Source organism: Marinobacterium sp. xm-d-579 (assembly GCF_013282935.1).
In the GTDB taxonomy this organism is placed as follows: Bacteria; Pseudomonadota; Gammaproteobacteria; order Pseudomonadales; family Balneatricaceae; genus Marinobacterium_E.
Map to the genome: position 1 here is coordinate 450,437 of NZ_WBYP01000001.1, position 14,493 is coordinate 464,929.

Consider the following 14,493-nt stretch of genomic DNA (forward strand, 5'->3'; position numbering starts at 1 on the left):
TTTATCGAAGATGAAGCGATCGATTAACTCGTCAACAGCGAGCAAAACGGAATAAAGTCGTAACGCTCACCCGCTTTAATCTCAACATCCGCTGGTAAATGCAGCAAACCATCCGCATTCAACGCTGAGGATAGAACGCCTGAACTCTGATTCACCAGACGGTGAGCGACACCGGCATGCAGCTCAACACGCATATACTCATCGCGAGACTGTGCAGCTCGAACCACAGACGTTTCAACCGGAATGCGCAACGCCTGCTTGTACTCCGCTCCCTGAAGATGCATCAAACAAGGACGCGCCAGCAACGAGAAGGTCACTAAGGCTGACATTGGGTTACCCGGCAGACCAAAAATCGGGGTCTGCCCTACCCGACCTGCGGCAAAAGGCTTACCTGGGCGAATACGAATTCGCCATAAGTTAATTGAACCCAACTCATCGATCGCACTCTTAACGTGATCCTCTTCACCTACTGAGACACCGCCCATGGTCAGAATCGCATCCGCCTGTACTGAAGCTGCAATCAATGCATCGCGGGTCGCTTGATGATTATCAGCTACCCGCCCCATATCAACCACCACAAAGCCCGCTTGTCGGAGCAACTCAACCAACATGGGTCGATTGGAGTTGTAGATCTGCCCGGGTTGCAGTGCAACACCTGGCTCTATAAGCTCATCTCCTGTTGAAAGCAGTGCTACCTTTAATCGCTTGAAGACCTTTACATGAGTAATACCGGTTGAGGCACAGATTCCTAGAGCCGGTGCTGTAAGTCGCGAACCCGCCTCTACAATCACCTCACCGGCCGTAATATCCAAACCGGCCGCTCGAACATTTTCGGCCGCTTTGGCCGTTTGCAGAATACGCACGCCCTTGTCGCAAAGCTCGGTATTCTCCTGCATCACCACACAATCCGCACCGTCCGGAAGTTCGGCACCGGTAAAGATTCTAGCCGCAGTACTGCTGACTAATGGCGTAGTGACTGCGCCAGCAGGAATGCGTTGTGAAATAGCCAGTTCGGCACCCGCCACCGCATCTTTAGCGGCTAATGCATAGCCATCCATCGCAGAGTTCGCTTTAGGCGGCACATTGATCGAAGCGACGACCGATCCCGCTAAAATTCGGCCTGCTGCATCATTCAGCGTGACCGTTTCTATCTCTGCAATAACAGAGAGCTGATCAAACAGTGCTTGGCGCGCATCATCCAGTGGAATCAACGGCTTCAATGCCGACATTACTCTGCCGCCTCAATAGCAAGACGCTGCTCTTTTACCTGCTCAAGCAACGCCACGAAGTTACATGGACGGTGACGGTTATCAAGCTGTGACTCAATGATGCTCCAGCCAGTACGGCAAGCACCGGTTGAACCTGGCATACAGACGATCAAGGTTCCGTTAGCCAAACCGGCAAACACACGCGACTGAATCGTCGAGGTACCGATCTCATCCCAAGAGACCTTGCGGAACATCTCACCAAAGCCTTCGACCTCTTTATCGAATAGCACCTTAAGTGCTTCAGGCGTTGAATCACGCATCGCAAATCCGGTACCACCGGTACTCAACACAACCTGCACTTCAGGATCCGCAATCCAGTGTGAAACCTGTGCACGCAACAGATAGACATCATCCGGCAACAGTGCACGATCGATCAGGGTATGCCCCGCTTCAACAGCTGCATTCGCTAGAAAGTCACCCGAGGTGTCATTTGACTCGTTACGAGTGTCCGATACGGTCAATACTGCAACATTCAGACTGACAAACTCTTTACCGTTACTGCTCATTATCTCTCCAAGCTCATACAGAGGTTTAGTTCAAGGGGTATTATTGCGAACTTTACCGGCAGGCGCACTGACGCGCATCAACCACCGGTGGCATTCATAAAACGAAGTATTTGCGGCTCGTTCGCTAGATCAAAATGGTGTTTTTCAGGTTTAAGATCCATCGAGTCGATGATCGCCTGCTCTAGCTTAGCAGCACGTACTTCAGGGTCTGCCTCAGAGCGCAACAGATCACGCAGATCCATAGAGTGCTCGTTACCCAAACAGAGCAACAAGCGCCCTTCGACGGTGACACGCACACGGTTACACTCGGAACAGAAGTTGTGCGAGTGCGGCGAGATAAAGCCGATGCGCGTATTCGAATCCGCCATGCGGTAGTAGGTAGAAGGACCCGCAGTCTGCTCTTGTGTCTTCTCCAGTGGGTAGACTTGCTCAATTAACTGACGCACATCATCGCTAGAACAGTAAGCCTCTTCGCGATCATGCTCAGTAATAGCACCTAAGGGCATCTCTTCAATGAAACTGATGTCCATGTCACGATCACGCGCGAAGTTGACCAAATCGACTACTTCATCGTCGTTACGACCTTTCAAGATCACCGCATTTAACTTAACGCGTTTAAAGCCAGCAGCACAGGCGGCATCGATACCGGCAATGACCTGATCAAACTTATCCTTGCGCGTCAGCTCTTTAAAACGATCAGCCTTGAGCGTATCCAGAGAGACGTTAATGCGCTTTACACCGGCTTCAACCAGATCGCTTGCCATAGTCGGCAGTTGCGAACCATTGGTCGTTAACACCAACTCAATGTCCAACTCACCCAACTTGCGGATCAGCGTCAAAATATCACGCCGCACCAACGGCTCACCGCCAGTTAAACGCAGCTTATTGACACCAAGACGCACAAACGCCGCGCCCACCTCATAGATCTCCTCCAGAGTCAGCACCTGCTCGCGCGGAAGAAAGGTCATCTCCTCGGCCATGCAGTAGACGCAACGGAAGTCACAACGATCCGTCACCGAGATACGCACATAGTCGATGTGGCGACCAAACTTATCGATCAGTTTCAAGGGTGTATTCATGGGCTTAAGTATAACGACTCATGTCACAGTTTTTTAGCAATTCTTTGCGAAACTTTACGCTCTAGATCAATGCTTTTGATCAACCAAAACACTATGATTAGTTAAATCTAATTTAACAGCCTTAAAAAGGACTTCCCATGGATACCAAAGCAAAATTGAGCCACACCAGCGTCGCACTGCACTGGATCGTCGCCCTACTGATGATCGGCTCAATGATCATTGGCCTAACCCTGGAAGAGATGGAGCGCAGCCCAGAGAAGTTCGACCTACTTAAACTCCACATGACGGCCGGCGCCGTTGTGTTTGGCTTTGCCGTTTGGCGCTTAATGGTTCGTGTGAAAAACGGATTCCCTGAATCACTGAGTGACGTACCACCGATGCAGAAGAAGATCTCCATCATCGTCATGAGCTTCCTGATCGCAGCGACACTATTCATGCCTATATCTGGTGTATTGATGCAAGTTGGCGAAGGTCACGCCGTGATTGTCTTTGGAATGGAAGTGATCGCACGCAGCAACACAGAGATCGAATGGTTAGAAAAGCTCGGCCACATCGGCCATGGCCTCGGCAGCAAACTACTGATGCTCGCCTTCTTCCTGCACGTCGCTGCCAGCTTCAAACATATGCTGTTTGCAAAAGACGGCACCATGGCCCGCATTTTTGGGAGAAGGGTTTAGCCTAACGCCAAAGGGCTGCATAAACTCCAAAGATCTTGGTAAGTAAATAAAGGCTGGAGCAAAACTAATCCAGGTATTGCTCCAACACTTTATCAGCACCCATTAAAGGAAGAAGTCGCAGCAAAACCTGCTCAACAACCTGAATCTCTGACTGAATAATAAACTTAGCTTTGCGCTGCTTCCAGGAGAGAGTTTGGACTAAACTCGAAGCAACTACAGATGGCTGGTCTAAATTGTTGACTGGTACTTCAGTAGAAGCACCACGGATGCTTGTACTTACAGGACAGCAAATAAGCAGGCCTGTTTGTTGATGGTATGCTTTAGATGATAGGACTAGAGCGGGACGATACTCACCGATCTCTTTACCCTTAACAGGTTCAAAATCTAACCAAATTATGTCACCACGAGAAGGAACGTAAGAATTAGACATTACTCGCACAATTCCGAAGTCATTGGCGAAGCCAGCTCATCCGCATGAGCAGAGTATGTATCTAACCCTTCAAGCAAGGACTCTTCAGTAAAAGGCAACTTTAAGTTTTTACCCTTCCTTTTGGGCTCAATAACAATTCGCCCCTCAGACACTTCAATGTTGATGGCTGAATTTATCGAAAGCCCTAAGTCGGACATGAAAGTAGATGGGATTCTTATAGCTGCACTATTACCCCATTTATTGATTTGAGATTCCATAACAAGCCCTATAGTTTATTCAATGTATATACACTAACACAAACACCCAGTGTCAACTTTGTATATACATCCAATAATTGGTTAAAAATGAATTAGCATGCATAAAGTTCTTTCGTAGACATCCACTAAAAGCGAAACCCTTAAGTTTTACAATTGTAAAACACGACAAAGAGTTATATCATAGTATAACTAAAAAGGAGAAGAGCATCATGGCTTCCGTAGCAGTTCGCCAGTCAGGTGGGGCTAATATAATTAGCATTCCAAAAGCTATTGTAAAAACACTAGGCCTCCACGTTGGATCAAAACTTGAGCTTTCAATTGTCGAGCAAAACATTGTGCTCACACCGATTGAAGAAAAGTTGACCTTAGAAGGATTACTTGCCAATAGTCCAAAGGAGTCCTTTGCTCCGCTAGACGAAGACAGAGAGTGGCTGGACATGAAACCCATTGGTAAGGAACTCTGATGTACGTTCCAGAGAAAGGAGACATTGTACTACTTAGCTTTGATCCCAGCTCAGGAAAAGAAATCATCAAAAGAAGGCCTGCCTTAGTGATTTCCCGAAACGCCTTCAATAAGCATACTGGATTCGTAATTGTCGCACCCATTACCAGTACTGTACGGGGCAATGCCTTAGAAGTTGAATTGGAAGATACATCGACCAAAGGAGTCATTCTTGTACATCAGTTACGCTCACTCGATGGCAAAAGTCGCGATATCAAGTTTATAGAAAAAGCCTCAACCTCTGTAACCGCAAAAGTCACAAAAATTGCTTTCACAATCATTAGCTAAAAATTGTGAACAATTTATGCGGTGATTGGAACGAGTCCAATTAACCTCAGATAAAATACAACTTCAGCTATCTTTTCAAAGCACTCAAAGAATCCCCAAAAGTAGCAATCAGCCTGCGCTTCTCCGAACTGCTCGAAACCATATACTAAAGACAACAAAACTATCAGCTGCAAAAAGAGGCCATAAACAGCCGTTTAATATAGAAACGGCTTGCTACAACATTTTTGAGCCGGGCTTTTACATAGCCTATAGCTTTTCTAGAAATTAGCTCAGTAATGGTAACGACACGAGATGATTGTTATTGCATCGTCATCAATTACGTAAACAAGCCTATTCGTATCATCAATTCGACGGGACCAAAAGCCCGATAAATTTTCCTTTAAGGGTTCTGGTTTGCCGATCCCTTCAAAGGGAGAACGCTTTACATCAGCAATGAGTTTATTAATACGCTTGAGTGTTTTTTTGTCTTGAGTTTGCCAATGCAGATAGTCACCCCAAGCCTCATCAGTCCATGCCAGCAAGCAACTACTCATCAATCACATCTCGTGCTGCCGTTTTACCAGCACGGTACTGTGTAATTGAACGGTTTAGGTGCGCTGCATTACTTGGTGAGCGAAGTAAATGGACGGTTTCCATAAGGCTATTGTAATACTCCAAAGACATAACGACTGCGTCTTCAGAATCTCGGCGTGTAATAACGATTGCATCAGCATCGTTGACTACGTTATCCAAAACGGTTTTTAAGCCATTTCTTGCTTCAGTAAAAGATACAATTCTCATAAGAACCTCTTCATATACATCCAATAGCAAAAATATATAGGCTATTGATCTACATGTACAGCAAGCTGAACATGATGTCTTTTCGAAGCCACCGGGTTTGCTCAGGAGCACTTCAGTAAATAGCGCTTACCGGACAGCAAATAAGCAAGCCTGTTTGCTGATTGAAGGCAACTTTAAGCTTTTACCCTTCCTTTAGGGTTCAATCACAATTCGTCCATCAGATAACCTCCACATCAATAAGATCATACTGTTTGTGTGTTCCTACGAAACGAACAAAAACAATTTTATATTCTCACAGCCAAACGCATGACGGAGGAGAGCATGGAATTAAAAGCCCGAAAACAACATATCAATTGATTTAAGTATTATTTGCTCATCACTCGAAAGAGAACAGACATAATCTTGCAACTCTCGATTCGGAATGGCTGCCAAAAATTGGATTGCTAAAATTCGCTTTTCTCCATCAACCGCAAATACCGGATTGAGACTAACTGCTGGCTTAAACGCGCCACCAACATCTAGAAGCGGAGCTACAACACGAGTACTGAGGCTATCCAATAGATCAGCTTGCAAATCCACAACAAGCCCGCCATCTTTTAAACGGTAAACATCGTACCTAGCCATTAAAATGACCTAAACTTTTCAAGAGGCAATCCATTCTCTTCAACGAATGCATTAGAAGACATTAGAGCCTCCTTATTCTCTTGAAGCCAAAGATCTCTTTGCTTTTGCTTAACGGCCTGCTGAATACCTACTTCTGCCGATCTAGAAATATTAACTCCAACCTCTTTGGCTATAGTTAATAGCTCTGCATCAATTGATAAATTAGTAGGACGCCTAGTGGTGGATCGTGAACTCGCCGTGCGCATATGAAAACCTCACATATTGATGTGTAAATTTTATGCGCATATAGATTGCTATGCAAATAGCAGTTTAGGCCTTAATAAGACGCGATTATCGGACACAAAAAAACACCTAGTTTTAGGTGCTTAGTCATTTTGAAATATAGCCTAGAGTAGGTGCTCTTTTAGAAACTCAGGTGCGAAGTCGGCACCGTTCGGCCAGACGACAGTTTCTAATTCAGGATCAACTGAAACGCGTGAAAAGTAACCTTCGTCACGGAGTGGTTCAAACATCATGCCTTGTAAAGCATTAGATAGATCAACTTGACCTTCTGTGCCGTCATCAAAAGAGACCCAAAGACGATGGTTTTTTAAGTATTTCGCAGACTTTACATGCAACATAACTACACTAAAGGTGTGACCTTAGCTTTACGATTCCGAACCGCAGATCGAATCAACACAAACATCACACCTACCATAACACCAAGAACCAAAGACAAAGCAACAATCAAAGAGCGCTTACTTTTACTCTCAATATCTGTCGCATACACATCAAACTCAGCAGCCATAAAGGGTTCTGATGATTTAATTGGTGTAGACTCAAAAAGAACCTTTGCACGATCAAGTGTTCGATCTTGTTCTAATGCACGTTTATCTTGCTCTAATTTCACAAGGCCATCAACAAACGCACGGATATCATCACGAGACTCAATCAACTCAATCTCTTTCTCGATAGCTTCATAACCACGCAGATAAAAAGGTGTATCTGACTTAACGTTTGCAACAACACCTGTATTTGCCATAAAGGTTTGTGCTTCAAGGGTGTTTTTCGCAACTCCTAATTTACGCGCAATGGCTGCTTGCTCACGGAGAAAAGCTAGACGGTCTGAAGTCTTTCGAGTGTAGTCTGAATTTGCATTCTGAATAGCAAGTTGCAAGTCTTCTAACTTGAAGCCTTTACTTTGCTGAGCAACCAACAGTGCGGTATCAAATCGCGAGATCAAGTTCTCTTGTACATTTAATGTTGCAGCTTGTGTCACCTCAGACAGAACTGCCAACCATTTCTTGGCTTCACTACCCTCGAATTTAATACTCCAATAGCGACGGGATTCGCCTTTATCAGCACCATCTTCATTAATAGGTGGAAGAAGTTCGATAGAAGCAGCGAGCTCAACAATGGCATTATCGTAATCTTGCTCAGTTTCGAATTTCGAACGATCAATCAGTTCATACTTCCGAATCGCCGCTTCAAAAAGAGATCGTTCATCAAGAAACTCAACAAAGGAATTCAGCAACAACTCCCTAGATACAGTAAAGAAACCTAACGCGTTTGAAGGGCTATATAGCTGCGCATGAATCGTTGTTACTGGCCTAATATCAGTTGTCGCTTCAAAGGTAGAAGGTTTTAAAAATGCAAAAGCACCACCAAACAGAACAGCAATCGCTGCAAATGTCGCAATTAACCACTTACCATCCCAAATAGTTTGCAACAGCTCAACAAGATCAATCTCATCATCTTGGTATGTTGGCTTTAACTCTTCTGACATCCTGACATTCCTTATAGGGCGCTCTTATTTTTGAAGGTACAAATGAGTTTGAAGTGTAACACTTTTCGGAAAGTGACTTACTCTAGAGTCGAAGGTGACTTTTTAAGAAACTTTTGAACTTTCCACGCCCTAAGCAGCAGCAAAGTATAAATAGCAAAAACCATTAGAAATGCCGGAAAGCTCATTGCTGGTGCGTAAGCTTCGAGGAATAAACCAATAACTAGCAGCAACGAAGAAACAGATACTAAAAAGACTAACGCACCGAAGGACGAAAAACCTGCTCGCATCAGAATATGGTGAAGGTGATTTCTATCAGGTTTAAAAGGTGAATCACCTTTCATAATGCGACGAGACATTACACCCACGGTATCAATTAAAGGGATAGCTATACACCAAAGGGCACTAGAAGGCGTAATTTTTGATGTACCTACCTGGGATTGATGTATAAGCGTCCATACAATTACAAACCCAATGAACAAACTTCCAGCATCGCCCATAAAGACTTTGAATCTTGCCCCACCCCATATATTAAGGATTAGATAGGGAATAAGTGCCGCGCCCAATGCGACGATGTAGCCGTAATCCCGATAAGTTCCCAGCTGGCTCTGAAAAATTAAGATCCCTGCTATTGCAACAAGCGCCAAAGATCCAGCCAGTCCATCGATACCATCAATAAGGTTGAATGCATTTGTTACGCCAACAACAGCAAGTACCGTTAAGGGAATCGATAAAAAGCCGAGATGTAATTCTGGCAAACCAAATAAAGAACCGAGCGATTCAATTTTCAAATCTGTCATCCATACCATTAAAAGCGCACAAATGACTTGAACAAATACACGGATACGAACACCAATTGGGCGATAATCATCCACAACGCCAACCAAAAACAATATTGACCCAGTGGCCAATAAAGGAAGAACTTTCTGGCTTAAAGATGGCGAAAATAGAGCGTAGGCCACAACTGTTACAAATATTGCTATCCCACCAATAAGAGGTATAGACCCAGAATGCAGCTTTCTTTCAGACGGCTTATCTACCAGACCAATAGCCACAGCAAAGGGGCGCAATACCAATAGGCTAGCGAACGCTACAGATATGCTAATAAGAATAATTGATAAAACTGGCGATAAACTCATATAACTCGCTGATCCTGATCCTGATCCTGATCCTGATCCTGATCCTGATCCTGATCCTGATCCTGATCCTGATCCTGATCCTGATGAAGTGTTAATTTATGGACTATTATAGATTATAAACTTTATATGACAAAAGAATTAAACTCACTATAGATATTCTAGGCAATCAAACAAGATTGCCTGCCAAATAACAAAACTCTTACTATCAAAGGAAGATTCAAACACGTTAACCAACACTTATCGCATCCTACCTTGCCTAAACGGGGTCCGACCTCCGATCTGACCCCACTTTTAACCCTTTCTGCTTAATTTTGCATAACCGAAAAAGACGAGTTTTCGGAAACGTTAAAAAACCTTGGTGTCAGGCCTTCAGCCTGACACCCGCCCTCACAGCAGTTCATTTTGAAAAAAGCCAATTAATACGAATAAGAATCATTCATTTAACAATAGCGAACCACCCTCAAAGCCCAGTAAACACAATGTATTGACACAATTATTCTGCAACAGAAATAGCATTGACCACCCATTTGCATTTGGCATACTGATTAAATATCAACCAAATTGAGTAGTCGATACATGACAAACAAAGGCGGCCCAAAAACCATCGAAGGTAAGCTAATCAGCAGCCAAAACTCACTCAAACACGGCTTAACCGCAAAGCGGTGGTTGGATCACGAGGAAGAAGGCAGATACCAGGATCTCATAAACCAATTAACAGAAGAGCACGAGCCGTCAGGCACACTGGAGCACATTCAAATTGAACGGATAGCAAACTGTAAAGTTCGCCTTGAGAGAATCCAATCAATTGAAACTGCGATGTTCCTGCAAGCCCAAAGACGCTCAGAAGATCCGACGCAATTTGTCGAAAGCTGGGGATTTGATATGGAGAATGACCGCCTAGTAGTACAAGAATTTGGAAAGGAACTAGCTGGCATCTATCAAACACCAATAGGACTAGATGATCGTGACATCGTCATCGAAATCGCATGCCACAACTTGTGCAATATAAATTCTATGGATGACTTTAGAAGCGAAATGCCTAACCTACATGAACACTTGATAGGTGAATGCATCAAAAGAAATACAGACATAGGAGAATACATAAAAGCGTACCGTAAGGGAGTAGATAGACTTCCAAGTATTAGCAACGGTAGCAAAGAAAGAAATTACGAAGATGATAAAAACAACGTTCTAAAAAACAGTAATGGCAAATTTAGTATCTCTGACCTACACGACTATATCGAAATAAAGGCGGAAGAATTCTCAATGTTACAAGGCCTCCAAAAGCTAAAGGGAGAGTATTTTGAGCAACTCGAACTGGCAAAAGCAGCAGCTACACCATCTAACTCAGATATGGCAAAAATTCACAAAGAGCGGGTAGCAACTGACAAACAATTATCCAAAGCCATTGGAGAACTGCTTGAACTTCAAGAAAGAAGATTCAAAAAAGAGCGAATTCTAAAAATGAGTCATTAAATTGAAGTAGGAGATAGCCAACGACGAAGCGAAAACTGTAGGAGCTCATTCCAGCTATGCTGGAAGCAGCGACCTCACTTCAAACGCAACATAACTCCAGGGTTCGCCAAAGGATCCCCTAGAAACTCTACACCAGCTTCTTCAAAGACAGACTTGATACGGAGAAGAGTCGCAGTACTCCCTGAGGGCACCCCCTCCTGAGGCTCATAACGCCTAAGCGTCTTTAAACTAACATCGCATTTAGCAGCTAGTTCTTCACCACTCCACCCAAGAAGTGCACGCGCAGCTCGAATTTGACTTGAACTTATCACTATTAGAGACTATATTGACCTTAAAAGAGACATATAGAGACATTTCCCTATGATCAACAAAATACTAGCATCATTCGACGGAGCTTTCGCGGAAAATACCATCCGTGCTTACCGAGCAGACTTCAACCACTACGAAAAGTGGTGCAAAACACATAACTTCCAAACAATCCCCGCTAAAGCAGACAACCTAGCCCTATACGTAGAAGAGATGTCCGAACACTACAAAAGCGCCACAATCCGTCGACGTTTAAACTCTCTAAGCTCAATCTTCCAGCTATCCCGCAATCCAAACCCAACTCGCGATCCAGAAGTACTATTAGCGCTTAAACGCATGCACCGAAAAATTGGCCGCGCACAAAAACAAGCATCTCCTTTAACCCGAGAATATTTAGATAAAATGATGGCAAAGTGCGACAACTCTGTTATGGGCCTACGAAACAAAGTTCTACTTCAACTCGGCTACGAAAGCATGCGTCGTAGAAGCGAAATCTGCCAATTCAGATTCGAAGATCTCAAGAAAATGCCCAACAACAAATACGCACTGCTGTTACGCCAGTCAAAAACAGACCAATTAGGTAATGGACGACTAATACCCATATCAGAAAAATTGGCAAACCTAATTACAAAATGGCAAAAGAGAATAGATATTAACAAAGGAGTGATTCTAAGAAGCATCCGCAAAAACGGTGCAGTAAACGGTCCTCTTTCACCAGCAGCAATGACGAACATCCTTGTCGATCTGCAATACCGATCTAGACTAAGACACCTACCTCACTTCAGTGGTCACTCTTTCAGGGTAGGTTCTGCGTTAGATCTTTTAGAGAGAGGAGTCCCATTAGAAAAGATTATGTTACGTGGCGGCTGGTCATCTAAATCCACAGCACTAAAGTACCTAGCAAGCTGGGTAGGAAGTGACTTAGATGTATTTGAAGAATCTAATTATTGACCCTATCGCCAGATACCATTCCAGTGTCTTCCCGAAAGATATTTTTGAATTAATTAAAGATAGACCTCTTAGCAATGATATTGAAATCTGACTCAGCCAACGGTTTCGGCGTGGGCATATAAATCTTGCTCACTGAGACAGCCCAGTAATACCGAAGCGAACCAACCAAGCTCAACTATCTGACATCTCCCCCATAAACAACTTTCACAGTCTAAGCTTTTAGACCTTTTCTAAAGAATCCTGAGCTTCTTTAGAAGGCATTCATGAACTCAATATGAGCGATTGTTTAATGCAAGATAAGGTATACAGGCTCATTCAGCTTGTCCAAGAACACCTACAAAAGATCAAACGCTATACAGTCGAGAATTTCGCTGAAAGCCAGTGGGACGGCTACCCCGCCCTCAAATAGACCCGACTAGCAGCAGTTATCCCTTTACTCCATTTCCTATTATGCCGTTGTGAGTAATCACGCATCGAAGTTACCGATCCAGCACAGGCACAGTACTGATGACCAAAGAATTTAACGTAGTCTAACCACTTATCAGGGTCTATACCTAAGCGATTAACAAGTGCAGGTAATTTAGAATCAACTGAACCACGTTTATCGACACGCACCAAGCGCCCTGTCGCATCAACTAAATCGAAATAGTCTTGCAGAGTAAACGGCAGAGCCTGATGGACATCTGTATGTAAACTTCCATCAAACGCCATCAAATGCGCTTCTGGCAACTTATCAAGTTGCAACTCTTTCTTGATCGCCTTTTGATTATCAATACGACTTTCTAACTCATCCAATCCAACAACAGCAGAATCTGAATTCGTTTTAGCATAATCATAAATACGCTGCTGAATTGAGGTGAAGTCACTGGTAACCACATCGGACTCAATAGCCGCACGAACAGGGTTAAGGTCCACATAGACCATAAAAGATAGAAGAGCCGCTTCATCTAAAAGCGCCTGAGACTTAAACCGCCTCTCCCAAAAGCGCCCTTTAACACCCTCCTCCTCATTCGCCATACGCGCTATGGTTTCGTTTACACCACGCATAAACCAACTGATGTCATATAAACGCTCTCGCCAGGTTTCGATAAGCTCAAGTACGCGACCTGCTGGGTCAATATACTCTTGCTTGCAATCTGCCAGCCACTGATCAACGAGAGTATGTCCGTTATAGAGCTGCATCCAACGTTCAACCACCTCTGAGTGGGACCAATTGTTAGCTCGCTCGGCATCGACATGCAAAACCGTATGGTAGTGGTTATCCATAATGGCATAGGCACACACATCAATAGCGTATACATACGAAAGAAAGCGCAACCGAGACACGATCCACTGCTTACGATGATCGTAATTCTCACCCGTTACATAATCAGAACCACACAAGTACGCGCGCCTTACACAGCGAACATAACAGTGATAATAGGAAGTATCTTCTAGCGAAACCTGTGAAGCACGAGCAACCGTCATAGCTAAGCGCCCTCAGACATAATCTTAACGATGCGAGAATCAATACAAGAGCGCATAAAACGATTCATCGCAGACTGGTCGCCCGTTTCATAAAAGTCTAGCATCAGTTGGTTGAACTCCAATTGACGAGAGGCCGGTAGATTAAGTGCCGGATAACCGCTGGAGAGAAGGACACCATTCATCATAAGACGCCCCTTCCGCTTGTTCGCATCATAAAAGAACTGCTGACGAGCCATGGTAAGAAACACAAATATGGCGCGATCATATACATCACGGATATCGCTAGCTGCAGCAACCATCTCTGCAAACAAAGACGGTAGTAAATTAGATTGTGGCGGCATGTACGGTGTACCAGCAATGGTTACACCGCTAGAGCGGAACCTACCCCATTCCAAAGCCTCTTCCTTACTCGCAAACAGCATGGAGGGAGCAAGCAAAACTGGATGACAACTCAAACTCATTATCTTTTACGGTCTTAAAAAGAAAACGCCATGCACTGCCCTGATTCAAAGTAATTTGCTGATCTGAAAGGGAGTGTCCACCAACCGTAACACCTTCTTCAAAGTACTGACGACTGGCTTGCTCGCTGCACTAATAGTCGGCATCGCCATCAAGCTTAAAATCATGGGAGGTACGCAATGATTGAAACACTGCTTGGTGGGCTGATGGGCTGGGTATTCCGCCTAACGCCAGAGATCCTCAAATGGATCGACCGCAAAGGCGAAAGACTTCACGAGCTGGCTATACAGAACAATACACTTGAACTGGAACGGCTAAGATCTGCAGCAACAGCTAATGAACGAAAAATCGAAGCCGAGGCATCCAAACATGCCACAATCGTAAACACCCTGAAAACTGCAGTAGCCACACAAGGCTCGATTACAGGCAAAATGGGCTGATGGACTCTCAAGCAGCGTGCGTCCCATTATCACCTACTGATTCTTGGCTCTCTATTGCGCATCAAAGACTGCTTCTATGATA

Annotated in this window: 21 protein-coding genes; 6 read left to right on the plus strand and 15 right to left on the minus strand. The window is 44.3% G+C overall.

Annotated features, from left to right (window positions below; genetic code table 11):
• Nucleotides 1–23 precede the first annotated feature (23 nt).
• From glp to moaA, 3 genes are all read right to left on the minus strand, one after another.
• Nucleotides 24–1,229, minus strand: a complete 1,206-nt coding sequence (gene glp, locus XMD579_RS02355; RefSeq protein WP_173505746.1) for a gephyrin-like molybdotransferase Glp — start codon at nt 1,227–1,229, stop codon at nt 24–26.
• A complete protein-coding gene (moaB, locus tag XMD579_RS02360; RefSeq protein WP_173488488.1) occupies nt 1,229–1,774 on the minus strand; it encodes a molybdenum cofactor biosynthesis protein B in 546 nt (181 codons plus the stop codon). Before moaB ends, glp begins: the two co-directional genes overlap by 1 nt.
• A gap of 77 nt (nt 1,775–1,851) precedes the next feature.
• Nucleotides 1,852–2,853, minus strand: coding sequence for a GTP 3',8-cyclase MoaA (gene moaA, locus XMD579_RS02365; RefSeq protein ID WP_173488487.1), 1,002 nt, complete (start codon nt 2,851–2,853; stop codon nt 1,852–1,854).
• A gap of 137 nt (nt 2,854–2,990) precedes the next feature.
• On the opposite strand from moaA, the gene XMD579_RS02370 reads away from it, so the two are divergent.
• Nucleotides 2,991–3,530: a cytochrome b gene (locus XMD579_RS02370; RefSeq protein WP_173505747.1), complete on the plus strand. Its 540-nt coding sequence runs from the start codon at nt 2,991–2,993 to the stop codon at nt 3,528–3,530.
• A gap of 64 nt (nt 3,531–3,594) precedes the next feature.
• Here XMD579_RS02370 and XMD579_RS02375 read toward each other — a convergent pair whose 3' ends face one another.
• The gene (locus XMD579_RS02375) at nt 3,595–3,960 is read right to left on the minus strand and encodes a type II toxin-antitoxin system PemK/MazF family toxin (RefSeq protein WP_173498267.1); all 366 of its coding nucleotides are present in this window, start codon (nt 3,958–3,960) and stop codon (nt 3,595–3,597) included.
• Nucleotides 3,960–4,217: an AbrB/MazE/SpoVT family DNA-binding domain-containing protein gene (locus tag XMD579_RS02380; RefSeq protein ID WP_173494777.1), complete on the minus strand. Its 258-nt coding sequence runs from the start codon at nt 4,215–4,217 to the stop codon at nt 3,960–3,962. Before XMD579_RS02380 ends, XMD579_RS02375 begins: the two co-directional genes overlap by 1 nt.
• Before the next feature lie 209 nt (nt 4,218–4,426).
• Between XMD579_RS02380 and XMD579_RS02385 the strand changes: the two genes are divergently transcribed.
• Both XMD579_RS02385 and XMD579_RS02390 read left to right on the plus strand, forming a co-directional pair.
• Nucleotides 4,427–4,681, plus strand: a complete 255-nt coding sequence (locus XMD579_RS02385; RefSeq protein WP_173498269.1) for an AbrB/MazE/SpoVT family DNA-binding domain-containing protein — start codon at nt 4,427–4,429, stop codon at nt 4,679–4,681.
• On the plus strand, nt 4,681–5,007 hold the full coding sequence (locus tag XMD579_RS02390; RefSeq protein ID WP_173498270.1) for a type II toxin-antitoxin system PemK/MazF family toxin: 327 nt from the start codon (nt 4,681–4,683) through the stop codon (nt 5,005–5,007). The genes XMD579_RS02385 and XMD579_RS02390 overlap by 1 nt, the downstream gene beginning before the upstream one ends.
• A 269-nt stretch (nt 5,008–5,276) precedes the next feature.
• Here the strand turns inward: XMD579_RS02390 and XMD579_RS02395 are convergent, their stop codons facing one another.
• The 7 genes from XMD579_RS02395 to wecA all read right to left on the minus strand — a co-directional run bounded on the left by XMD579_RS02395 (nt 5,277) and on the right by wecA (nt 9,312).
• The gene (locus XMD579_RS02395; RefSeq protein ID WP_173505748.1) at nt 5,277–5,540 is read right to left on the minus strand and encodes a Txe/YoeB family addiction module toxin; all 264 of its coding nucleotides are present in this window, start codon (nt 5,538–5,540) and stop codon (nt 5,277–5,279) included.
• Nucleotides 5,533–5,787: a type II toxin-antitoxin system Phd/YefM family antitoxin gene (locus XMD579_RS02400; RefSeq protein WP_173498272.1), complete on the minus strand. Its 255-nt coding sequence runs from the start codon at nt 5,785–5,787 to the stop codon at nt 5,533–5,535. The genes XMD579_RS02395 and XMD579_RS02400 overlap by 8 nt, the downstream gene beginning before the upstream one ends.
• Before the next feature lie 327 nt (nt 5,788–6,114).
• Nucleotides 6,115–6,411: a CcdB family protein gene (locus XMD579_RS02410; RefSeq protein ID WP_173498273.1), complete on the minus strand. Its 297-nt coding sequence runs from the start codon at nt 6,409–6,411 to the stop codon at nt 6,115–6,117.
• Nucleotides 6,411–6,656: a type II toxin-antitoxin system CcdA family antitoxin gene (locus XMD579_RS02415; protein ID WP_173498274.1), complete on the minus strand. Its 246-nt coding sequence runs from the start codon at nt 6,654–6,656 to the stop codon at nt 6,411–6,413. The genes XMD579_RS02410 and XMD579_RS02415 overlap by 1 nt, the downstream gene beginning before the upstream one ends.
• A gap of 141 nt (nt 6,657–6,797) precedes the next feature.
• Nucleotides 6,798–7,031: a DUF2442 domain-containing protein gene (locus XMD579_RS02420; protein WP_173505749.1), complete on the minus strand. Its 234-nt coding sequence runs from the start codon at nt 7,029–7,031 to the stop codon at nt 6,798–6,800.
• 2 nt (nt 7,032–7,033) lie between these two features.
• Nucleotides 7,034–8,176, minus strand: a complete 1,143-nt coding sequence (locus XMD579_RS02425) for a Wzz/FepE/Etk N-terminal domain-containing protein (protein ID WP_173505750.1) — start codon at nt 8,174–8,176, stop codon at nt 7,034–7,036.
• 77 nt (nt 8,177–8,253) lie between these two features.
• Entirely contained in the window at nt 8,254–9,312 is a 1,059-nt protein-coding gene (wecA, locus tag XMD579_RS02430) for a UDP-N-acetylglucosamine--undecaprenyl-phosphate N-acetylglucosaminephosphotransferase (RefSeq protein ID WP_173505751.1), read from the minus strand.
• A gap of 576 nt (nt 9,313–9,888) precedes the next feature.
• Here wecA and XMD579_RS02435 point away from each other — a divergent pair.
• A complete protein-coding gene (locus XMD579_RS02435) occupies nt 9,889–10,788 on the plus strand; it encodes a hypothetical protein (protein ID WP_173505752.1) in 900 nt (299 codons plus the stop codon).
• Between the two features lie 74 nt (nt 10,789–10,862).
• On the opposite strand, the gene XMD579_RS11485 is transcribed toward XMD579_RS02435, so the two are convergent.
• Nucleotides 10,863–11,099 carry a helix-turn-helix transcriptional regulator gene (locus XMD579_RS11485; RefSeq protein WP_173505753.1) on the minus strand — a complete coding sequence of 79 codons (237 nt, stop codon included), beginning with the start codon at nt 11,097–11,099 and terminating at the stop codon, nt 10,863–10,865.
• Between the two features lie 49 nt (nt 11,100–11,148).
• Here XMD579_RS11485 and XMD579_RS02445 point away from each other — a divergent pair, with 49 nt between their 5' ends.
• The gene (locus XMD579_RS02445) at nt 11,149–12,045 is read left to right on the plus strand and encodes a tyrosine-type recombinase/integrase (protein WP_173505754.1); all 897 of its coding nucleotides are present in this window, start codon (nt 11,149–11,151) and stop codon (nt 12,043–12,045) included.
• Between the two features lie 390 nt (nt 12,046–12,435).
• Here the strand turns inward: XMD579_RS02445 and XMD579_RS02455 are convergent, their stop codons facing one another.
• Nucleotides 12,436–13,512, minus strand: coding sequence for a transposase (locus tag XMD579_RS02455; RefSeq protein WP_217364069.1), 1,077 nt, complete (start codon nt 13,510–13,512; stop codon nt 12,436–12,438).
• A 2-nt stretch (nt 13,513–13,514) separates the two neighbouring features.
• Entirely contained in the window at nt 13,515–13,973 is a 459-nt protein-coding gene (locus XMD579_RS02460; protein ID WP_371815166.1) for a Fic family protein, read from the minus strand.
• Between the two features lie 177 nt (nt 13,974–14,150).
• On the opposite strand from XMD579_RS02460, the gene XMD579_RS11340 reads away from it, so the two are divergent.
• Nucleotides 14,151–14,411: a hypothetical protein gene (locus tag XMD579_RS11340; RefSeq protein ID WP_254443730.1), complete on the plus strand. Its 261-nt coding sequence runs from the start codon at nt 14,151–14,153 to the stop codon at nt 14,409–14,411.
• Nucleotides 14,412–14,493 lie beyond the last annotated feature (82 nt).

Bases quoted from the DNA above. Each gene is read 5' to 3' on its own strand.
- glp (WP_173505746.1), bottom strand. From the start codon at position 1,229: ATGTCGGCATTGAAGCCGTTGATTCCACTGGATGATGCGCGCCAAGCA.
- moaB (WP_173488488.1), bottom strand. From the start codon at position 1,774: ATGAGCAGTAACGGTAAAGAGTTTGTCAGTCTGAATGTTGCAGTATTG.
- moaA (WP_173488487.1), bottom strand. From the start codon at position 2,853: ATGAATACACCCTTGAAACTGATCGATAAGTTTGGTCGCCACATCGAC.
- XMD579_RS02370 (WP_173505747.1), top strand. From the start codon at position 2,991: ATGGATACCAAAGCAAAATTGAGCCACACCAGCGTCGCACTGCACTGG.
- XMD579_RS02375 (WP_173498267.1), bottom strand. From the start codon at position 3,960: ATGTCTAATTCTTACGTTCCTTCTCGTGGTGACATAATTTGGTTAGAT.
- XMD579_RS02380 (WP_173494777.1), bottom strand. From the start codon at position 4,217: ATGGAATCTCAAATCAATAAATGGGGTAATAGTGCAGCTATAAGAATC.
- XMD579_RS02385 (WP_173498269.1), top strand. From the start codon at position 4,427: ATGGCTTCCGTAGCAGTTCGCCAGTCAGGTGGGGCTAATATAATTAGC.
- XMD579_RS02390 (WP_173498270.1), top strand. From the start codon at position 4,681: ATGTACGTTCCAGAGAAAGGAGACATTGTACTACTTAGCTTTGATCCC.
- XMD579_RS02395 (WP_173505748.1), bottom strand. From the start codon at position 5,540: ATGAGTAGTTGCTTGCTGGCATGGACTGATGAGGCTTGGGGTGACTAT.
- XMD579_RS02400 (WP_173498272.1), bottom strand. From the start codon at position 5,787: ATGAGAATTGTATCTTTTACTGAAGCAAGAAATGGCTTAAAAACCGTT.
- XMD579_RS02410 (WP_173498273.1), bottom strand. From the start codon at position 6,411: ATGGCTAGGTACGATGTTTACCGTTTAAAAGATGGCGGGCTTGTTGTG.
- XMD579_RS02415 (WP_173498274.1), bottom strand. From the start codon at position 6,656: ATGCGCACGGCGAGTTCACGATCCACCACTAGGCGTCCTACTAATTTA.
- XMD579_RS02420 (WP_173505749.1), bottom strand. From the start codon at position 7,031: ATGTTGCATGTAAAGTCTGCGAAATACTTAAAAAACCATCGTCTTTGG.
- XMD579_RS02425 (WP_173505750.1), bottom strand. From the start codon at position 8,176: ATGTCAGAAGAGTTAAAGCCAACATACCAAGATGATGAGATTGATCTT.
- wecA (WP_173505751.1), bottom strand. From the start codon at position 9,312: ATGAGTTTATCGCCAGTTTTATCAATTATTCTTATTAGCATATCTGTA.
- XMD579_RS02435 (WP_173505752.1), top strand. From the start codon at position 9,889: ATGACAAACAAAGGCGGCCCAAAAACCATCGAAGGTAAGCTAATCAGC.
- XMD579_RS02445 (WP_173505754.1), top strand. From the start codon at position 11,149: ATGATCAACAAAATACTAGCATCATTCGACGGAGCTTTCGCGGAAAAT.
- XMD579_RS02455 (WP_217364069.1), bottom strand. From the start codon at position 13,512: ATGACGGTTGCTCGTGCTTCACAGGTTTCGCTAGAAGATACTTCCTAT.
- XMD579_RS02460 (WP_371815166.1), bottom strand. From the start codon at position 13,973: ATGAGTTTGAGTTGTCATCCAGTTTTGCTTGCTCCCTCCATGCTGTTT.
- XMD579_RS11340 (WP_254443730.1), top strand. From the start codon at position 14,151: ATGATTGAAACACTGCTTGGTGGGCTGATGGGCTGGGTATTCCGCCTA.